Annotated in this window: 18 protein-coding genes; 16 read left to right on the top strand and 2 right to left on the bottom strand. The window is 63.7% G+C overall.

Annotated features, from left to right (window positions below):
• The first annotated feature begins 12 nt into the window (after positions 1-12).
• From JN280_RS03105 to JN280_RS03070, 8 genes are all read left to right on the top strand, one after another.
• Positions 13-993 (top strand): TRAP transporter substrate-binding protein, encoded by a 981-nt coding sequence (locus JN280_RS03105; protein ID WP_202310062.1) that lies wholly within the window; start codon positions 13-15, stop codon positions 991-993.
• A gap of 76 nt (positions 994-1,069) precedes the next feature.
• Positions 1,070-1,594 carry a TRAP transporter small permease gene (locus JN280_RS03100; RefSeq protein ID WP_202310061.1) on the top strand — a complete coding sequence of 175 codons (525 nt, stop codon included), beginning with the start codon at positions 1,070-1,072 and terminating at the stop codon, positions 1,592-1,594.
• A complete protein-coding gene (locus JN280_RS03095; protein ID WP_202310060.1) occupies positions 1,594-2,874 on the top strand; it encodes a TRAP transporter large permease in 1,281 nt (426 codons plus the stop codon). Before JN280_RS03100 ends, JN280_RS03095 begins: the two co-directional genes overlap by 1 nt.
• A 23-nt stretch (positions 2,875-2,897) precedes the next feature.
• Positions 2,898-3,668: a FadR/GntR family transcriptional regulator gene (locus JN280_RS03090; RefSeq protein WP_202310059.1), complete on the top strand. Its 771-nt coding sequence runs from the start codon at positions 2,898-2,900 to the stop codon at positions 3,666-3,668.
• A 35-nt stretch (positions 3,669-3,703) separates the two neighbouring features.
• Positions 3,704-4,540 (top strand): 5-dehydro-4-deoxy-D-glucuronate isomerase, encoded by an 837-nt coding sequence (kduI, locus tag JN280_RS03085; RefSeq protein ID WP_202314498.1) that lies wholly within the window; start codon positions 3,704-3,706, stop codon positions 4,538-4,540.
• Between the two features lie 267 nt (positions 4,541-4,807).
• Positions 4,808-5,146: a cupin domain-containing protein gene (locus JN280_RS03080; protein WP_202310058.1), complete on the top strand. Its 339-nt coding sequence runs from the start codon at positions 4,808-4,810 to the stop codon at positions 5,144-5,146.
• 80 nt (positions 5,147-5,226) lie between these two features.
• Complete coding sequence (gene gndA / locus JN280_RS03075) at positions 5,227-6,648, top strand: NADP-dependent phosphogluconate dehydrogenase (RefSeq protein WP_202310057.1); 1,422 nt, start codon at positions 5,227-5,229, stop codon at positions 6,646-6,648.
• Positions 6,649-6,709: 61 nt separating this feature from the next.
• The gene (locus tag JN280_RS03070) at positions 6,710-6,955 is read left to right on the top strand and encodes an antitoxin Xre/MbcA/ParS toxin-binding domain-containing protein (protein ID WP_202310056.1); all 246 of its coding nucleotides are present in this window, start codon (positions 6,710-6,712) and stop codon (positions 6,953-6,955) included.
• A 174-nt stretch (positions 6,956-7,129) separates the two neighbouring features.
• On the opposite strand, the gene JN280_RS03065 is transcribed toward JN280_RS03070, so the two are convergent.
• Together JN280_RS03065 and JN280_RS03060 are read right to left on the bottom strand one after the other, a co-directional pair.
• Positions 7,130-8,161 carry a LacI family DNA-binding transcriptional regulator gene (locus tag JN280_RS03065; RefSeq protein WP_202310055.1) on the bottom strand — a complete coding sequence of 344 codons (1,032 nt, stop codon included), beginning with the start codon at positions 8,159-8,161 and terminating at the stop codon, positions 7,130-7,132.
• Positions 8,158-9,207: a LacI family transcriptional regulator gene (locus JN280_RS03060; RefSeq protein WP_202310054.1), complete on the bottom strand. Its 1,050-nt coding sequence runs from the start codon at positions 9,205-9,207 to the stop codon at positions 8,158-8,160. Before JN280_RS03060 ends, JN280_RS03065 begins: the two co-directional genes overlap by 4 nt.
• 340 nt (positions 9,208-9,547) lie before the next feature.
• Between JN280_RS03060 and JN280_RS03055 the strand changes: the two genes are divergently transcribed.
• The 8 genes from JN280_RS03055 (at position 9,548) to JN280_RS03020 (ending at position 18,690) form a co-directional block, all read left to right on the top strand.
• Entirely contained in the window at positions 9,548-10,780 is a 1,233-nt protein-coding gene (locus tag JN280_RS03055; protein ID WP_202310053.1) for an ABC transporter substrate-binding protein, read from the top strand.
• 88 nt (positions 10,781-10,868) lie between these two features.
• On the top strand, positions 10,869-11,768 hold the full coding sequence (locus JN280_RS03050) for a carbohydrate ABC transporter permease (protein ID WP_244742860.1): 900 nt from the start codon (positions 10,869-10,871) through the stop codon (positions 11,766-11,768).
• Positions 11,769-11,799: 31 nt separating this feature from the next.
• Positions 11,800-12,699, top strand: a complete 900-nt coding sequence (locus JN280_RS03045) for a carbohydrate ABC transporter permease (RefSeq protein ID WP_244743459.1) — start codon at positions 11,800-11,802, stop codon at positions 12,697-12,699.
• Between the two features lie 4 nt (positions 12,700-12,703).
• Positions 12,704-13,789 (top strand): ABC transporter ATP-binding protein, encoded by a 1,086-nt coding sequence (locus JN280_RS03040; RefSeq protein ID WP_202310050.1) that lies wholly within the window; start codon positions 12,704-12,706, stop codon positions 13,787-13,789.
• Between the two features lie 29 nt (positions 13,790-13,818).
• Positions 13,819-14,565 carry a sugar phosphate isomerase/epimerase family protein gene (locus tag JN280_RS03035; RefSeq protein ID WP_202310049.1) on the top strand — a complete coding sequence of 249 codons (747 nt, stop codon included), beginning with the start codon at positions 13,819-13,821 and terminating at the stop codon, positions 14,563-14,565.
• A gap of 12 nt (positions 14,566-14,577) precedes the next feature.
• On the top strand, positions 14,578-15,723 hold the full coding sequence (locus JN280_RS03030) for a Gfo/Idh/MocA family protein (protein WP_202310048.1): 1,146 nt from the start codon (positions 14,578-14,580) through the stop codon (positions 15,721-15,723).
• Positions 15,724-15,962: 239 nt separating this feature from the next.
• On the top strand, positions 15,963-17,012 hold the full coding sequence (gene mgrA, locus JN280_RS03025; protein ID WP_202310047.1) for an L-glyceraldehyde 3-phosphate reductase: 1,050 nt from the start codon (positions 15,963-15,965) through the stop codon (positions 17,010-17,012).
• A 64-nt stretch (positions 17,013-17,076) separates the two neighbouring features.
• Positions 17,077-18,690: a glycoside hydrolase family 43 protein gene (locus JN280_RS03020; RefSeq protein ID WP_202310046.1), complete on the top strand. Its 1,614-nt coding sequence runs from the start codon at positions 17,077-17,079 to the stop codon at positions 18,688-18,690.
• Positions 18,691-18,815 lie beyond the last annotated feature (125 nt).

Raw genomic sequence — 18,815 nt, 5'->3', positions numbered from 1 at the left:
AGGGAGGAAACCATGAACCTGATCCGGAAATTGGCTGCCGCGGCGTTTTCGATGGCGCTTGCCGGCGGTGCGGCGATCGCACAGGAAGTCACGTTGAGATCGTCCGATACGCACCCGGACGGCTATCCGACCGTGGAGGCGGTCAAATATCTCGGTGAACTCGTCAAGGAGCGGACCGGCGGCCGCATCGGCGTCGAGGTCTATCATTCGGCCCAGCTCGGCGAGGAGAAGGACACGATCGAGCAGACCCGCGCCGGTGTCATCGATATGAACCGCGTTTCGCTCGGACCGTTCAACAACATCGTCGAGGAAACCCAGGCAGTCTCGCTGCCCTACATCTTCAAGTCGATCGACCACATGCACAAGGTCATGGACGGGCCGATCGGCGACGACATCCTCAAGGCCTTCGAGGCTCACGACCTGGTCGGCCTGGCATTCTACGATTCCGGCTCGCGTTCCTTTTACAATTCGAAGAAACCCATCAAGTCGATCGACGACCTGAAGGGCATGAAGCTCAGGGTCATCCAGTCCGATGTCTTCGTCGCCATGGTCAATGCGCTTGGCGCCAATGCGGTGCCCATGCCCTACGGCGAGGTCTACTCGGCCATCCAGACCGGCGTCATCGACGGCGCCGAGAACAACTGGCCGAGCTACGAATCCTCGAAGCATTACGAGGTGGCGAAAAACTATACGCTCGACCAGCACCTGATCGTGCCCGAAGTGCTGGTCATGTCGAAGACCTCCTGGGACAAGCTCTCGCCCGAGGATCAGGCGATTATCCGCGCCGCCGCCAAGGAGAGCGTGGGCAAGATGCGCGAACTCTGGACCGCGCGCGAGGCGGAATCGGAAAAGACGGTGCGCGCGGCCGGATCCGAGGTCGTCGTCGAGATCGACAAGCAGCCCTTCATCGACGCGATGAAGCCGGTCTACGAGCAGTTCGTGAAGAGCGACAAGCTGAAGGACCTCGTGTCGCGGATCCAGGCGACCGATTGACGGCGTGGAGCGTCGCGCGCCGCACCGGGCACGCGACGCAAACCATAGTCTGCAACGATCGAATCCGAGGTTATCGATGCGCGCAACCTTGCCGCAGATCGCACGTTTCCTGACGTTCCTGTCGACGCTGGCCTTATGGCTGGCGGGCTTCGGCCTCGTTCTCATGACCGGCTTCGTCGCGTGGCAGGTCTGGGGCCGCTACGTCCTCAACGCAAGCCCGAGCTGGACCGAGCCTGCCTCCGTCATGCTGATGAGCTGGTTCATCTTCCTGGGCTCCGCCGTCGGTGTGCGCGACAACTTCCATCTCGGCTTCGACGTGCTGCTCTATGCTATGCCCCGGGCGCGAGGGGTGTTGCGGACGATCTCCGACGTCATGGTGCTGGCTTTCGGCATCGGCATGGTGGTCTATGGCGCCAAGCTCGTCGCCCTCACCTGGGATTCGACCATGCCGGCGCTCGGGCTGCCCGGCGGCTTCGACTATGTGCCGATCGTCGTGGGCGGAGCGCTCGTCTCGTTGTTTTCCCTGGAGCGTATGGCGCTCCGTTTCTCGGGCGCTCCGGTCGATGCTGAAATAGATGCCGCAGCCGAAGGAGCCGCGTGATGGAGCTCTGGATCCTCTTCGGCGTCTTCACCCTGCTCATGCTGATCGGCACGCCGATCGCGTTTTGTCTCGGCGTCGCCAGCTTCGCTACGGTGCTTTACATGGGGTTGCCGCCGCTTGTGGTCTTCCAACGCATGAATTCGGGCATGAACGCCTTCTCGCTCATCGCCGTGCCCTTCTTCATCTATGCCGGCGACCTGATGGTGCGCGGCGGCATCGCCCAGCGCATCGTGGCCTTTGCCGGCGCGCTGGTCGGGCATCTGCGTGGCGGGCTCGGCCAGGTCAACATAGCGGCATCGACGATGTTCGGCGGCATCTCCGGCTCGGCCGTGGCCGAGGCAGCGGCCGTCGGCGGGCTGATGATCCCGCAGATGAAGGCGCGCGGCTACGGCGCCGGCTACGCCGTCAACGTCACGTCGATGGCCGCGCTGATCGCGCTGCTCCTGCCGCCGTCGCACAATATGATCATCTATTCGATCTCGGCGGGCGGCAAGATCTCGATCGCGGACCTGTTCACGGCCGGCATTGTCCCGGGACTGCTTTTCGCGGCGTCGCTGATGGTCACCGCCTATTTCGTCGCCCGCGCCCGCGGCTATCCGACCGAGCCGTTTCCCGGCCTGTCGACAGCCCTGCGCCTGGGCGCGGTCGCCGTGCCCGGCCTGCTCCTGATCGCGATCATCTTCGGCGGGGTGCGTTCCGGCGTCTTCACGGCCACGGAAAGCTCCTGCATGGCCGTCATCTACGCGCTGCTGGTCACCATCTTCGTCTATCGCCAGATGAGCTGGCGCCATTTCGTCGATTCGACGCTGGGTGCGGTGAAGACAACCTCGATGGTGCTCTTGATCATCGGCACGGCGGCGGCGTTCTCCTGGCTTCTGGCCTTCCTGAAGGTTCCGGCCGCCTTGATCGCGGCACTCAACGCCGTCTCCGAGGATCCGCTGACGATTCTGCTTCTGCTCAACCTCTTGATGCTGTTCCTGGGCACCTTCATGGATATGGGGCCGATGATCATCATCACCACGCCGATCTTCCTGCCGGTCGTGCAGGCCTACGGCATCGACCCTGTTCATTTTGGGGTCATCATGATCCTCAATCTCGGCATTGGGCTGAATACGCCGCCGGTCGGCTCCGTCCAGTTCGTCGCCTGCGCGGTCGGCAAGATCTCGGTCTGGGAGGCGATGCGCTCGATATGGCCGTTCTACGGCGCCGGCGTGCTCGTGCTCCTGCTGGTGACCTATGTCCCGGCGATATCGCTTTGGCTGCCGTCGATGTTCAAGTGACTCCCGGGGAAAGGCGAACAGACATGAAACCGGAAGAACTGGCGCTCGATAGCGATGTTCAGAGACGCCCCAAGCTCGCAGACCGGCTGGTCGAAACGCTCAGGCGTCAGATCGCGTCGGGCCAGCTGTCGCCCGGCAGCAAGCTGCCGACCGAACATCAACTGAGCGGCGAGTTCGGCGTCAGCAGGACCGTGGTGCGCGAGGCGGTGACGCGCCTCGCGGCCGACGGGCTCGTCGTTCCTCGCCAGGGTGCCGGCGTATTCGTCAACGACAACGCCCCACTGGCCCTGGAGAGCCTGGTCGCGGATCTGAGCGGCAAGGTCTCGCTCGTGCTCAACGTGCTCGAAGTGCGCATGGCGATCGAGATCGAGTCGGCCGCGCTCGCCGCGCAACGCCGGTCGCCTTCGCAGATGGCGGAGATCAATGAAGCCTTCGGCGATTTCGAGAACCTGTTGCAGCGGCGCGAGCCGACAGGCGCCGCCGACTTTGCCTTCCATCGTGCGATCGCCCAGGCTACCAACAATCCCTTCTACGTCGAGATACTCGACGTGCTCGGCCGGCGCACGATCCCGCGCGATCTGGTCACGTCGTTCTCCTCCGGGCTGCTCCAGTCCGAGGAATACCAGGCCAGGCTTCAGTCCGAGCATCGGGCCATCATGGACGCGATATCGGAGAGCGACCCGGGTGCCGCGCGTGACGCCATGCGCCGCCATCTCTCGGCCAGCCAGAAACGCTATCACGGACTGCTGCAGAGCGGCGGCGATCTCGAGCGGCTGTTCCCGGGCAAGCTTTGAGCGCGCGACAGGATACGATGGAGAGCAACGGCATGATGCTTGTGGAGACGCGCCACGCGATCGATCCGAAGACAGCCAAGGCGTTCGACACGGCCGGACTGCGCGCGGCATTCCTGGTCGAGACGCTTTTTGTGCCTGGCGAGATCAGGCTTACCTATTCTCATCTCGACCGGCTGATCGTCGGCGGCGCGATGCCCGCTGCAGGCGCCATCGATCTTCGGCAGGTCAGGCAAGCCGGCACGCCGGATCTGCTCGACCGCCGGGAAATGACGGTCGTCAATGTCGGCGGCGAGGGCAGCGTGACGGCAGGCGGGCGATCCTACCCGCTGAGCCATCGCGACATGCTCTATCTGGGCAAGGGTTCCGGGCCGGTGCGCTTCGCGAGCGTCGACGGGCGGAAGCCGGCAAAGTTCTATCTGCTCAGCGCCCCGGCCCACAAGGAGATCCCGCCGCGGCTCATCCGCATCGGCGACGCCCGGCGGCTCGACCTCGGCGAGCGCGCCACCGCCAACGAGCGTTCGATCCACCAGTTCGTCCACCCCGACGTGATGGAATCCTGCCAGCTCGTCGTCGGCATGACCGTGCTGGCCGAAGGTTCCGTCTGGAACACCATGCCATGCCATGTCCACGATCGTCGCTCGGAGGCGTATCTTTATTTCGGCCTGCCCGAGCAGGGCCGCGTCTTCCATTTCATGGGCGAGCCGGAGGAGACCCGCCATCTCGTGGTGGCCAACGAACAGGCGGTTCTGTCTCCGGGCTGGTCGGTCCACAGCGGGGCTGGCACGTCCAGCTACAGTTTCATCTGGGCGATGGCTGGCGACAATGTCGACTATGCCGATGTCGACATGGTGCCGATGGAGGACCTGCGATGACCGGCTTCGGGCGCGGATGATGCCAATGGTCGATTTATCGACCATTGAAGCGCGCGACGGCGTGGCCCACGCCTGCAGAGCGCCGCGCGTCTACTTGGACGCGCAAAGGACGGTCTGCCACTATTAGTTATGCATCGTGCCTTCCGAAAATCGAGTTCGATTTCGGGCCGATGCGGTAGCGCGAAGCCAAGCGGCCCGGATGGGCCGCGCCGGCGATTGAGGCCGGGGCGGATGCGCAGCGTCCACCCGGATGGCAGAGAGGAGCAGATGATGGCGAGCCCCATTTTCGTGAAACCTTCCGAACACGACTGGACGCCGGCCGAGCCCGGCATACGCAGGCGCCTGCTCGCCCATGACGACCGAATGATGTTGGTCGAGGTCGCCTTCGAAAAGGGCGCTGTCGGTTCGCTCCATTCCCACCCGCATGTTCAGGCGAGTTATGTGGCCGAAGGCGCCTTCGAGGTGACGATCGGCGCCGAGACGACGACCCTCGATGCTGGCCAGAGCTTCATCGTGCCTTCCGGCGTGGTGCACGGATGCAAGGCCTTGGCCCATGGGCGGCTGATCGACTGCTTCACCCCTGCGCGGCTCGAATTCCTGTCCTGACGTCAGGTTGACGAATGGCGGCCGGCGGTCGATCATCGCCGCCCACGTCAGACCTGCCACGCGATCCGAAGGAAAAGACAATGGAAAACAAAGCCGATATCGGTTTGATCGGCCTTGGCGTCATGGGTTCCAATCTCGCGCTCAATATCGCGGAAAAGGGTCACCGGGTCGCCGTATTCAACCGCACGACGTCGCGCACCGATGCCTTCTATGGGCAGGCGGGCAGCCTCAAGGAGAGGATCGTGCCGTGCCATACGATCGAGGCGCTGGCCGAGGCGATCCGGCCGCCGCGGCCGGTCATCGTCATGGTGCAGGCGGGCCAGGCGGTCGACGGGCAGATCGCGCTGCTGCGCAGCGTTCTTTCGGCGCGCGATATCGTCATCGACGCAGGCAACGCCAATTTCCGCGACACGATGCGACGCTTCGCCGAGTTGAAGGATTCCGGCCTTACCTTCATCGGCATGGGGGTCTCGGGCGGCGAGGAAGGCGCGCGCCACGGGCCGTCGATCATGGTCGGCGGAACAGAGGAATCCTGGCGTCGGGTCGAGGACGTGCTCACCGCCATCTCGGCGAAATATGAAGGCGAACCCTGCGCGGCGTGGCTGGGCACCGACGGCGCCGGCCACTTCGTCAAGACCATCCACAACGGCATCGAATATGCCGACATGCAGATGATCGCCGAGATCTACGGCATGCTGCGCGACGGGCTCGGCCTGTCGGCCAAGGAGATCGCGCCAGTCTTCGACGACTGGAATCGTGGCCGGCTGAATTCTTACCTGATCGAGATCACCGCGACTGTTCTGGCCGCCGATGACCCCGGGACGGGGTCGCCCGTCGTCGACATCATCCTCGACCGCGCCGGGCAGAAGGGTACCGGCAAATGGTCCGTCATCGAGGCGCAGACGCTCGGTGTGCCGGCGACGGCCATCGAGGCGGCTGTTGCGGCACGCGTGCTTTCGGCCATGAAAGGCGAGCGAACGGCTGCGGAGGCTGTCTTCGGCGTGCCTGCGACGCGGCTCGCCGGCGATCGGAAGGCGCTACTTGCCGATCTCGAGCTTGCGCTTTTTGCCGGCAAGATAGCGGCCTATGCGCAGGGCTTCGCCGTGATGGACGCGGCCTCGAAGGAGTTCGGCTGGAACCTCCCGCTGCCGACCATCGCGAAGATCTGGCGGGCCGGCTGCATCATCCGTTCCCAGTTCCTCGGCCGCATCGCGGAAGCCTTCGGAACCAGCGACTCGGCCGCCAATCTGCTCATGGCGCCGGCCTTCGTGGAGATGATGAAAGAGGCGCACCCGTCGCTGCGCCGCATCGTGGCACAAGCCGTTGAGGCCGGTCTGCCGGTTCCGGCGCTGTCTTCGGCGCTCGCCTATTTCGACGGCTACCGCCAGGGACGCGGCACGTCGAACCTGATCCAGGCCCAGCGCGACTTCTTCGGCGCGCATGGCTTCGAGCGTGTCGACGCCGAAGGGGCCTTTCACGGGCCGTGGGGAAGCGGAGGTTGATGCGCCTCTCTGCGTACTTGCTGCGTGATATGAAGACGCATTCGGGAGCGCTAGGGCATATATGGAAATCTCTCGGCAAGACACGACTGAACACCATCTCGGGAAATCTGACGGGCAGAGGCATCTGGCGCAGATCGTCGAGCGAGTAGCCGCATGGGTCGGCAGCGAGGAACAAGCCATTGCTTGGTATCAGGCCGTGCCATTGGCTCCCTTCGGTGGTCGAACTGCCGAACTGTTGGTCGAGCACGGCAAGGCCAACGCGGTACATGAATATCTGGATCATCTCGCCAACGGTGGCTTTGCGTGAAGCCTGCCGTCACCTGCCGGATCAACACATCCGTATAATCTCGTCCTGGCCGTGCAAAACGGCGACGGACCCCGAAATACGCCATTAGCTAGTCCGATTGATCTTGATTTGATTTTGACCCGTCGCCGCGCCTCTGCCCCGAGGCAGCGCCGCACCATCGGTCGAAGATTGGGCCTATTGCTGGTCGATCGCGCGCGTGCTCGCCCGCACCACCAGTTCGACGTCGAGCACCCTGGTGCGGGCCGGCGTCTCCAGCCCGGCCTTGCCCTCGCCGATGCGTGAGATCAGCGCGGCTGCGGCGGTTTCGCCGATGTCGTTGCGCGGCTGATGGACCGTCGTCAGCGCCGGGATGAACTGCTCGGCGATGTCGATGTCGTCGAAACCGACGACCGAGACATCCGCCGGCACCGAGACGCCATGGCGGTGAAGCTCGGCGATGAAGCCGCAGGCCATCTCGTCGTTGGAAGAGGTGACCGCGGTGGGGCGCTCGGCGAGCGCCAGCCAGGCCCGGCCGGCCTGTGCTCCCGCGGCCAGCGAGAAGTCGCCGTCGAAGACCCAGTCCGGCCGCAGCGCGAGTCCGAGCTTGGCCAGGGCGGCTTCCGTGCCACGCCGTCGCTCATGGGTCAGCACATTGTCCCGGGGTCCCAATATGTGACCGATCCGGCGATGGCCGAGCTGGTGGAGATGGCGGACGGCGAGTGCTGCTCCCCCGGAATTGTCGCATCGCACCGAGGGCAGCCCCGCATTGTCGTTCCACTCGCAGCAGAAGACGACCGGCGGCGTGGCGCGGCCGGGGCGCGAGAAGAAATCCGCCGACAGCGATCCGTCGAGGACGATCATGCCGTCGGCGCGGTTGTTGTGCAGATATTCGCCGAGCCGGTCCGCGCCCGCATGCGGCTGGCGCGTATCCGCGATCAGCACGTTGAGCCCCGCCTTCGACGCCGTCGCCTCGATGCCGGCAAGGATCTTCGAGAAGAACGGATTGCCGAGGTTGGGCACCAGGACGACCACCGCGCCGGTCTGCTTGCGCCTCAGATTGCGCGCCGTCTGGTTGACGGCATAGCCGGTCCGCTCGATCGCCTCGATCACCTGGCGGCGGGTGTCCTCCGACACCCGCTCGGGCGCCGACAGCGCACGGCTCACCGTAGCCGTCGACACTTTGGCCGCGCGCGCCACGTCCTGGATCGTGGGAAAAGCCTTGTTCACAAGCGGGGCTCGGCGGCGTCGGGCTTGCTAAGGCTCTGCAGCGATTTCACGCCCGCGCCCCCGATGCTTGAGGTGACCGCGCGCGCCAGTTCGAAACCGGCCAGCCGGACGTCCTCGTTGACGACATGGAGCGCCGGGCGGAACAGCTGCAGCAGCCGCGAGGTCTGCTTCGACACGATGTCCACCTCGCGTCCGAGCGCCAGCCCGGCATCCTCCAGCCCGGCGACCAGGGCGAAGGTGGCTCCGCCGCCGCCGCTGACGATGCCGTCCGGCGGCACGGCGCGGCGCATCAGCGCCACGGTGCGCTCGCGGATCTCGTCGATGGAATGGTCGACGGTCACGCCAGTCAGCGGGATCTCGGACAGGCCGCACTCCATGAGCGCGTCGAGAAAGCCTTCGCGCATATGGTGATGGTAGCTCAGCGAGGAGGGCGGCGCGAGCAGCGCGATGCGCTTGCGGCCGAGCTTGTGAAGCTTGCGCACCGCGGCAGCCGCGAAGGCGGCATTGTCGAAATCATGGAACGGGTGGTCGATGCCCATCGCGGTGCGGCCATGCGTTGCGAAAGGCATGCCGCGCTCGACCATGTAGCGCACCCTGGGGTCGTCCGGCTGGGTTCGCGAGATGATGATGCCGTCGGCCGAGCCGGTCTCGACGATGTAGCGGACTGGTTCGAGCGGATCGTTGCTGCGCGAATAGGGGGTGACGATCAGGTGGTATGGCGTGCCTGCGAGGAACTCGGAGATGCCATAGATGATGTCGGACACGAAGCCGCCGATCTGCTCTTCCGTGTTGAGCACCAGGCTGATGACGTTGGTCTTGCCGGTGCGCAGGCGCACGCCGGCCCGGTTTGGCCGGTAGCCGATCTGCTTGGCCACGAGTTGCACCCGCCGACGGGTCTCGGCGCCGATCTCAGGTGCATCCTTCAGCGCACGCGAGACGGTAGTGACGCCAAGTCCCGTCATGAAGGCGAGCGTCTTCAGCGTCGGTCGCCCGCCTTCAGCTGGCGCCTCCGCTCCTATATCGTCCTGCCGGAGCCGTCGGTTCATGAGTGTCGCTTAGCGATGGTCCTGCGAATCCGCAATAGATCGGACAATGCATCGGGAGAACAATCCGATGCAATAGCCTGTAACGTTTCAGATTGTGATCGCGTCACGGCGAGACACCGTCAGGCGTCACAGGATGCTGGAGCTGACATAGGAGACCCCCCTGGATTTCGACCGCGAATTTCATGCTGCGCTGCCCGCATCCATGTTGCAACGCAGCGTTTCTTGGTGCCTTTTCTTCGAGCCTCGAAAAAAAACCTGACGAGGACCCTGACAAGGGTTGCGTGGGCTGGACATTTCGCCTACACAAAATCTGTAACGTTTCAGATAGGGAGGAACGTCTATGCGTTATAGAATGACGGCTCTTGCCGCGGCGGTCGCCATGCCTTTCGCCGTTCCGGCCGGCGCCACGGATCTCGAGGTCACGCATTGGTGGACGTCGGGCGGCGAAGCAGCCGCCGTCGCCGAACTCGCCAAGGCTTTCGACGCGACAGGCAACAAATGGGTCGATGGCGCCGTCGCCGGCGGCGGCAATACTGCCCGTCCAATCATGATCAGCCGCATCACCGGCGGTGACCCGATGGGCGCGACCCAGTTCAACCACGGCCGTCAGACCGAAGAACTGATCCAAGCGGGACTGCTGCGAGACCTCACCGATCTCGCCAACAAGGAAGGCTGGGCCAACCTCGTCCAACCCAAGAGCCTGCTCGATAGCTGCACCGTTGACGGCAAGATCTATTGCGCGCCTGTGAATATCCATTCCTGGGAGTGGCTGTGGCTTTCGAACAAGGCCTTCGAGGATGCCGGAGTGCCGGTGCCCAAGAACTGGGATGAGTTCGTCGCGGCTGCGCCGGCGCTCGAAAAGGCCGGCAAGATCCCGCTCGCCATCGGCGGTCAGCCCTGGCAGTCGGGAGGCGCGCTGCGCGTTCTTATGGTCGCGATCGGCGGACCGGACGTTTACCAGAAGGTCTATGGCGACAAGGATGCCGAAGTGGCCGCGGGCCCGGAAGTGGCCAAGGTTTTCGCGGCTGCCGACAATGCGCGCAAGATGGCCGCCAAGTCGAATGTGCAGGACTGGAATCAGGCAACCAATCTGGTGATCACCGGCCAGGCGGGCGGGCAGATCATGGGTGATTGGGCGCAGGGCGAGTTCCAGGTCGCCGGCCAGGTCGCTGGCAAGGATTATACCTGCCTGCCGGGCTTGGGCATGCACGAGGTCATCTCGACCGGCGGCGATGCCTTCTATTTCCCCAAGCTCGCGGATGAGGGGAAGTCGAAGGCGCAGGAGGCGCTCGCTTCGGCCCTGCTCGATCCGAAGACGCAGGTCGCGTTCAACCTCAAGAAGGGGTCTCTGCCGATCAGGGGTGACATTGACCTGGGGGCCGCGAATGACTGCATGAAGAAAGGTCTGGCCATCCTGGCCAAAGGCGGCACCATTCCGTCCGGCGAGCAACTCATGAGCCAGGACTCACTCAACCAGATCAATGATCTGTTCGTGGAGTTCTTCAATACGCCCAGCATGACGCCTGAAGCCGCACAGAAGCGGTTCGCTGAGATCGTCGGCACCGCGGACTGAGCAAGCATAAGAACGACGGAACTCGCCAGCTTCATCGTCGCGGGGCTGGCGAGTTCGGGATTTCGTGACCTTTCTGCGGAGGCAGCCAGTGGCGGAAGATCCGACTGGACGACCAAGCCAGCTTTTCCGGAACCTGAACTCAAAAATCGCCTCGATTCCAATGATACTGACGGCGGTCGTTATCTTCGTCGGCGGGACAATCTGGACGGTCTTCTACTCCTTTACCAATTCCAAGCTGCTGCCGCGGCTCACTTTCGTGGGCCTCGACCAGTATGAGCGGCTTTGGTCGACGCCGCGATGGCTCGTCTCGATCCAGAACCTGTTCGTCTACGGCATTTGCACGTTGGTCTTTTCGCTGGTCGTCGGCTTCATCCTGGCCGCTCTGCTCGACCAGAAGATTCGCTTCGAGAATACCTTCCGGACCATTTTCCTCTATCCTTTCGCCCTTTCCTTCATCGTCACCGGCCTCATCTGGCAGTGGCTGCTGAACCCCGAGTTCGGCATTCAGGGCGTGGTTCGCCGCCTCGGCTGGGAGAGCTTCACCTTCGATCCTCTCTACAATCCTGACATCGTCATCTACGGCGTCCTGATTGCCGGACTGTGGCAAGGCACCGGCCTGGTCATGTGCCTGATGCTGGCCGGCCTGCGCGGTATCGACGAGGACATCTGGAAGGCCGCCCGGGTCGACGGCATACCGATGTGGAAGACCTATCTTTTCATCGTCATACCGATGATGCGGCCGGTCTTTGTCACGACCCTCGTGATCATCGCGTCCGGTATAGTCAGGGTCTATGATCTCGTCGTCGCGCAAACGAGCGGCGGTCCGGGCATCTCATCCGAAGTACCGGCCAAATATGTCTATGATCACATGTTCTCGTCCCAGAACCTCGGCCAAGGGTTTGCCGCGTCGACCATGATGCTCCTGTCGGTGATCATCGTGGTCGTCCCGTGGGTTTATCTCGAATTCGGAGGGAGGAAGCGTGGCTGATACTGCTGTCCTCGACGTTGCCGGTACAAAGCTGCCTGCAGCCGCCGCCTATTCCGGGCCTTGGGGGCCGAAACCTCGCCGCGTCATTTCGCGCCGCAACATTGTCGTATACGGCACGCTCTTCGTCGCGGCCGTTTACTATCTGCTGCCGCTCTACGTCATGATCGTGACGTCGCTCAAGGGTATGCCGGAAATCCGCGTCGGCAACATTTTTGCGCTGCCGCTCGAGGTAACGTTCGAGCCCTGGGTCAAAGCCTGGGCCACCGCTTGCACCGGTCTCAATTGCGACGGCTTGAGCAGAGGCTTCTGGAATTCGGTCCGCATCACCGTCCCGTCGGTAATCCTGTCCATCGCCATCGCGTCGGTGAACGGCTATGCGCTGGCCAACTGGCGTTTCAAGGGCGCGAACTTCTTCTTCACAGTTCTGATCGTCGGCGCCTTCATCCCCTACCAGGTGATGATCTATCCGATTGTGATCGTGTTGCGGGAGATCGGGCTCTACGGCAGCCTCTGGGGCCTCGTGGTCGTTCACTCGATCTTCGGTATGCCGATCAATACGCTTCTCTTCCGCAACTACTTCGCCTCGCTGCCGGAAGAATTGTTCAAGGCGGCGCGCGTCGACGGTGCAGGCTTCTGGCGCATCTATCTGGGCATCATGGTTCCCATGAGCCTGCCGATCTTCGTCGTAGCTCTCATCATCCAGGTTACCGGCATCTGGAACGATTTCTTGTTCGGCGTCGTCTACACGCGCCCCGACACCTATCCGATGACCGTCCAGCTCAACAACATCGTCAACTCCGTGCAGGGAGTGAAGGAATACAACGTGAACATGGCAGCGACCCTGATTACCGGACTCGTTCCCCTGATCATCTATTTCATCTCCGGAAAACTCTTCGTGCGCGGCATTGCCGCGGGCGCGGTGAAAGGCTGAGCCGATGACGAGCGTTCAGGTCAAGGATGTCTCGCTGAACTTCGGTGCCGTCGAAGTCTTGAAGAAGCTGTCCCTCGACGTTACCGAAGGCGAGTTCCTGGTGCTGCTCGGCCCGTCCGGCTGCGGCAAGTCCACCTTGCTCAACTGCATCGCCGGTCTGCTCGACGTGTCGAAGGGCCAGATCTTCATCAAGGGCAGGAACGTCACCTGGGAGGAACCCAAGGACAGAGGCATCGGCATGGTGTTCCAGTCCTATGCGCTCTATCCGCAGATGACCGTCGAAGGGAACCTGTCCTTCGGCCTGCGCAATGCCGGCCTGCCGAAGGACGAGATCGCCCGGCGCGTCGCGAAGGCATCCGGGATCCTGCAGATCGAGCCGCTGCTCCAGCGCAGGCCCGCGGCGCTCTCGGGCGGCCAGCGCCAGCGCGTGGCGATCGGACGGGCACTGGTGCGCGATGTCGACGTCTTCCTCTTCGATGAGCCGCTCTCCAATCTCGACGCCAAGCTGCGCTCCGAGCTGCGCGTGGAGATCAAGCGCCTGCACCAGCGGCTGGGCAACACCATGATCTATGTCACCCACGACCAGATCGAGGCGCTCACGCTCGCCGACCGCATCGCCGTCATGAAAGGCGGCGCCATACAGCAGCTCGACGCGCCGCAGGCCATCTACAACAACCCGGTGAACCGCTACGTCGCCGGTTTCATCGGCTCGCCGGGCATGAACTTCATCGAAGGCCGGATCGAGCCGGGCGCCGTTCCGCTGTTCAAGGCGGGCGACGCCGCGGTCCCGCTCGACCGCTACCGCTTCAGCAGGGATGCCCTGCCTGGCAGCGACGTTACGCTCGGCGTCAGGCCGGAACATATCGGCTTTGCCGACGACGGCCGGGCCTACGCCTTCGCCTTCGAGGCTGGAGTGGAGGTTGTCGAGCCGATGGGTTCGGACACGCTTGTCTGGACCGGGCTCGGCGGCCAGCCTCTGTCGTTCCGCGTCGAGGCTGATCGGCATCTCGCCGTCGGCGACAAGGTGCGCATCGGCTTCGATCCCGCCCGGGTTTCGCTGTTCGACGGCGATACCGGCGACAGGCTCTGACATCCCAACGATCACGCATGAGGAAGACGATGGACTGGTCATTTCAGCTCTATAGCGCGCGCAACTTCCGGCCCTGGGACGGTGTCCTGGAGACGCTTGCGCGGCTGGGTTACAGCCAGGTGGAGGGTTTCGGCGGCGTCTATGGCGACGCCGAGGCCTTACGCGCCACCCTCGACCGGAACGGGCTCTCCATGCCGACGGGGCATTTTTCCATCGAGATGCTTGAGAACGATTTCGCCGGCGCGCGCAAGCTTGCAGAAACACTCGGAATCAAGCTGATCGCCTGCCCCTTCCTGATGCCGGACCAACGCCCGTCCGACGCTGCGGGCTGGCAGGCCTTCGGCAAGCGCCTGGCCAGCATCGGCGATACCGTGCGCAAGGAAGGCTTCGGCTTCGCCTGGCACAATCACGACTTCGAATTCAAGCCGCTCGCCGACGGGTCGATCCCCCAGAAGCACATTCTCGATGCCGCGCCCGAGATCGGCTGGGAGATCGACGTCGCCTGGGTGATCCGCGGCGGCGCCGACCCGCTGCGCTGGATCGACGACTATGGTTCCCGGATCGTCGCCGTCCACGTCAAGGACATCGCGCCGAAGGGCGAGGCGGCCGATGAGGACGGCTGGGCCGATGTCGGCCACGGCACGGTCGACTGGCGTGGGCTTGTCCGCGCTTTGCGCGAGAAGACGCCGGCGAGGCATTTCATCGTGGAGCACGACAATCCGAGCGACTTCGAGCGCTTCGCCGCCCGCTCGATCGCTTCGGCCAAGACATTCTAGGAGCTACCATCCATGGCAAAGAAACTCGGCATCGGCGTAATCGGCTGCGGCAATATCTCCGCTGCCTATTTCGGCCTTGCCCCGCTGTTCCGCGGTATCGAGATGCGCGCCTGCGCCGACATCGACATTGATGTTGCGCGCGCCCGCGCGAAGGAGTTCAAGCTGCGGGCCGAGACCGTCGACGACCTCTTGCGCGCCGACGACATCGATATCGTCGTCAACCTGACCGTGCCCGCAGTCCACTACGAGGTATCGCGGCAGATCCTTGACGCAGGCAAGCATGTCTATTCGGAAAAGCCCTTCGTGCTCTCCGTCAAGGAAGGGCTCGATCTTGCCAAGCGCGCTGTGAAGAAGGGCCTGAGTATCGGCTCGGCGCCCGACACCTTCCTCGGCGGGGCGCATCAGCTCGCCCGCAGCCTGGTCGATTCCGGCAAGCTGGGGCGCATCACCTCGGGCACCTGCCATGTGATGAGCCACGGCATGGAGCACTGGCACCCCAATCCCGACTTTTTCTTCAAGCGGGGCGGAGGACCGATCCTCGATCTGGGACCCTACTATATCGGCAATCTGATCCAGCTCATCGGTCCGGTGAAGCAGGTCGCCGCACTCGCCACCATACCGGTCCGGGAGCGCACCATCACTTCGAAGCCGCGCTTCGGCCAGAAGATCCCGGTCGACACGCCGACCACGATCCATGCCCTGCTCGAATTCCACAACGGCGCCGCCGTCTCCTTCAATGCGAGCTGGGACGTCTGGCAACACGGACATGCGCCGATGGAGCTTTTCGGCGAGGAGGGCACGATCTATGTGCCCGATCCGAACTTCTTCGGCGGGACGGTTCGCTACACCAGGCGCGGTGACGCCGTGAAGAAGCTGCCGAAATGGGACCACCCCTTCAGCGTCCCCAACCAGAAGCATGCCATCGGCATGCTGGCCAATTATCGTGCTGCCGGCCTTGCCGACATGGCGATCGCGATTCGTGAGGGGCGTCCGCACCGCTGCTCCATGGAAGCCGCCCTGCACGCCGTCGATGTCATGACCGGTATCCTGAAATCGGGTGAGACCGGCAAGTTCGTGGCCATGCAGACCACCTGCGAACGTCCTGCGGCGCTCGGCGTGAAGGAGGCGAAAGCGCTGCTGGCCAAGACGAAGAAATAGCCATGGGTCCTTCGAGGCTCGCTTCGCTCGCACCTCAGGATGAGGGAGGTTGCGCTGAAACTCGGGTTCTGAGATATGGCGATTGCAAAGCGAGCCTCGCGATAGGATGCTTCGAAGACCGCGGTACCGTCTACTTTCCTCGAACGAGCCAAGTTTCGATCGGTAGCGTAAACCTCCCTCATCCTGAGGTGCGAGCGAAGCGAGCCTCGACGGACGCACCTAGACAATGAGGAACAACCATGCCCTGGCAGCCGGCCGAAAACCGCTATGAATCGATGATCTACAATCGCTGTGGCCGCTCGGGGCTGAAGCTGCCCGCGATCTCGCTCGGCCTCTGGCACAATTTCGGCGGCGACACGCCGCACCAAGTGAAGCGGGCAATGTGCCGGAAGGCCTTCGACCTCGGCATCACCCATTTCGACCTCGCCAACAATTACGGGCCGCCGCCCGGATCGGCCGAAGAAGCCTTCGGCGAGATACTGCGCACCGATTTCGCCGGTTACCGCGACGAACTGATCATCTCGACCAAGGCGGGTTACGAGATGTGGGCGGGTCCCTATGGCGAGTGGGGCAGCCGCAAATATCTGCTGGCCAGCCTCGACCAGAGCCTGAAGCGGATGGGAACAGACTATGTCGATATCTTCTATTCGCACCGCTTTGACCCGGAGACGCCGCTCGAGGAGACGATGATGGCCCTCGACCAGGCGGTGCGTTCGGGCAAAGCGCTGTATGCCGGCATTTCCTCCTACAATGCGCAGCGCACGCGCGACGCAGCCGATATATTGCGGCAGCTCGGCACGCCCTGCCTGATCCATCAGCCCAGCTATTCCATGATCAACCGCTGGGTCGAGGATGACGGGCTGCTCGGCACGCTTGATGGGCTCGGCATCGGCTCGATCGCCTTCACGCCGCTGGCCCAGGGCATGCTGACGGACAAATATCTGAAGGGTGTGCCCGAAGGCAGCCGCGCCACGCAGGACAAGTCGTTGCGCCCCGATTTCCTCAACGACGCCACGCTGGCCAATATCCGCGCGCTCAACGACATAGCCGGGCGCCGCGGACAGACGCTGGCCCAGATGGCGCTCGCCTGGGTGCTGCGCGGCGGCCGCGTCACCTCCGCGCTGATCGGCGCCAGCCGGCCCGAGCAGATCGAAGACTGCGTCGGTGCGTTGAAAAACCGCGATTTCTCCGAAGCCGAACTCGCCGAGATCGATCGCTACGCGCGCGAGGCCGATGTCAACCTGTGGGCGGCGTCTGCCGAACGCAAGGGCCCGGCCCGCAAGAAATAGGGCAATTGCAACAAAAGTGCGAAGCGGTTTTGCGTCCGGAACTGCGTAAAAACAAAGAGATGCGATGATCCAGAATCCGATCCTGCCTGGCTTCAATCCCGACCCGTCGATCTGCCGGGTGGGATTGGATTACTATATCGCGACATCGACCTTCGAATGGTATCCCGGCGTCCAGATCCATCATTCCACCGATCTCGTGAACTGGCGGCTGGTGAAGCGCCCGCTCGGCCGCGCCGCGCAGCTCGATATGCGCGGCAATCCCGATTCCGGCGGCATCTGGGCGCCGTGCCTCTCCTTCGCCGACGGCCTGTTCTGGCTGGTCTATACCGACGTCAAACGGCTCGACGGCAGTTTCAAGGACAGCCACAACTACATCGTGACGGCGCCTTCCATCGACGGTCCCTGGTCTGACCCCGTCCGGGTCAATTCCAGCGGCTTCGACCCGTCGCTGTTCCATGACGACGACGGCAGGAAATGGTTCCTCAACATGGTCTGGAACCACATCTCCACCGGAGTCGGTGGCAGTCCGAAACATCCATCCTTTGCCGGCATACTTCTTCAGCAATACGATCCGGAGGCAAGGAAGCTGGTCGGGCCGGTAAGGAACATCTTCGCCGGCAGCGCCCACGGCCTGGTGGAGGGGCCGCACCTCTTCAAGCGCGAGGGCTGGTATTATCTCACCACGGCCGAAGGCGGCACGGGCTATGACCATGCGGTGACCATGGCCCGGTCGCGCCGGATCGAAGGCCCTTACGAACTCCACCCCGACATACACCTCATCACCTCGAAGGATGCGCCCGATGCCATGCTGCAGCGCGCCGGGCATGGGCAGATCGTGGAGACGCCGCAGGGCGAGGTCTACCACACGCATCTCTGCTCGCGTCCATTGCCGGGGCTGCGACGTTCGCCGCTCGGCCGCGAAACGGCGATCCAGAAATGCGTCTGGGGCGAGGACGGCTGGCTTCGGCTCGCCCATGGCGGCCCTGTGCCGGAGGTCGAAGTTGCGGCGCCGGTGCCCTCGGCGCGCGCGCCCGAGCCGGAGCTTGTCCATTATGATTTCGACGGTGCGGACCTGCCGCGTGATTTCCAATGGCTGCGCACCCCCTATCCGGAGCGTCTTTTCTCGCTGACGGAAAAGCCCGGCTCGCTGCGGCTCTTCGGACGCGAATCGATCGGCAGTTGGTACGAGCAGGCGCTGGTTGCCCGCCGTCAACAGCATTTCTCGTTCCGCGCCAAAACCGAGCTTGCCTTCGCGCCTGAGACCTTCCAGCAGGCAGCCGGCCTGACGCATTACTACAACCGCCACAAGTTCCACTTCCTCGGGGTCACCCACGATGCCCGGCATGGCCGCGTGCTGACCATCCTCTCCTGTCCCGGCGACTGGCCGGACGGCCGGCTGACCTTCCCGCTCTCCGACCCGCTGCCGCTCAGCGCGGCGGGAGCGATCGGTCTGGCGGCCGAGGTCGACGGCGCGATCCTGCAATTCTGGTATCGCGACGGCGGCGACTGGATGAAGGCCGGCCCGGTGCTCGATGCCAGCGTCATCTCAGACGAAGGCGGCCGCGGCGAGCACGGCTCCTTCACCGGCGCCTTCATCGGCATGGCCGCCTTCGACACCAGCGGGGCGGGGCTGGCGGCCGATTTCGATCATTTCGTTTATGCAAGACGAGGCGGGTGATAGTGTCGGGGCTTGTGCCCAGGCATACCCCTCATCCGACCGCGCGGAGCCTGTCCTCGGGCTTGCCGAAGGCAAGACCCGTGGGCGCGGCCACCTTCTCCCACAGGGGAGAAGGGAGCGCCTGC

It is taken from the genome of Mesorhizobium sp. L-8-10, assembly GCF_016756635.1.
Classification (GTDB): Bacteria; Pseudomonadota; Alphaproteobacteria; order Rhizobiales; family Rhizobiaceae.
The sequence above is the reverse complement of the archived record's forward strand: the minus strand, read 5'-3'. Positions and strand labels throughout refer to the sequence as shown.

Excerpts from the sequence above, each read along its gene's own strand:
- JN280_RS03100 (WP_202310061.1), top strand. The coding sequence starts at position 1,070 with ATGCGCGCAACCTTGCCGCAGATCGCACGTTTCCTGACGTTCCTGTCG.
- JN280_RS03060 (WP_202310054.1), bottom strand. The coding sequence starts at position 9,207 with ATGAACCGACGGCTCCGGCAGGACGATATAGGAGCGGAGGCGCCAGCT.
- gndA (WP_202310057.1), top strand. The coding sequence starts at position 5,227 with ATGGAAAACAAAGCCGATATCGGTTTGATCGGCCTTGGCGTCATGGGT.
- mgrA (WP_202310047.1), top strand. The coding sequence starts at position 15,963 with ATGCCCTGGCAGCCGGCCGAAAACCGCTATGAATCGATGATCTACAAT.
- JN280_RS03070 (WP_202310056.1), top strand. The coding sequence starts at position 6,710 with ATGGAAATCTCTCGGCAAGACACGACTGAACACCATCTCGGGAAATCT.
- JN280_RS03055 (WP_202310053.1), top strand. The coding sequence starts at position 9,548 with ATGCGTTATAGAATGACGGCTCTTGCCGCGGCGGTCGCCATGCCTTTC.
- JN280_RS03035 (WP_202310049.1), top strand. The coding sequence starts at position 13,819 with ATGGACTGGTCATTTCAGCTCTATAGCGCGCGCAACTTCCGGCCCTGG.
- JN280_RS03020 (WP_202310046.1), top strand. The coding sequence starts at position 17,077 with ATGATCCAGAATCCGATCCTGCCTGGCTTCAATCCCGACCCGTCGATC.
- kduI (WP_202314498.1), top strand. The coding sequence starts at position 3,704 with ATGCTTGTGGAGACGCGCCACGCGATCGATCCGAAGACAGCCAAGGCG.
- JN280_RS03030 (WP_202310048.1), top strand. The coding sequence starts at position 14,578 with ATGGCAAAGAAACTCGGCATCGGCGTAATCGGCTGCGGCAATATCTCC.
- JN280_RS03095 (WP_202310060.1), top strand. The coding sequence starts at position 1,594 with ATGGAGCTCTGGATCCTCTTCGGCGTCTTCACCCTGCTCATGCTGATC.
- JN280_RS03105 (WP_202310062.1), top strand. The coding sequence starts at position 13 with ATGAACCTGATCCGGAAATTGGCTGCCGCGGCGTTTTCGATGGCGCTT.
- JN280_RS03040 (WP_202310050.1), top strand. The coding sequence starts at position 12,704 with ATGACGAGCGTTCAGGTCAAGGATGTCTCGCTGAACTTCGGTGCCGTC.
- JN280_RS03080 (WP_202310058.1), top strand. The coding sequence starts at position 4,808 with ATGATGGCGAGCCCCATTTTCGTGAAACCTTCCGAACACGACTGGACG.
- JN280_RS03090 (WP_202310059.1), top strand. The coding sequence starts at position 2,898 with ATGAAACCGGAAGAACTGGCGCTCGATAGCGATGTTCAGAGACGCCCC.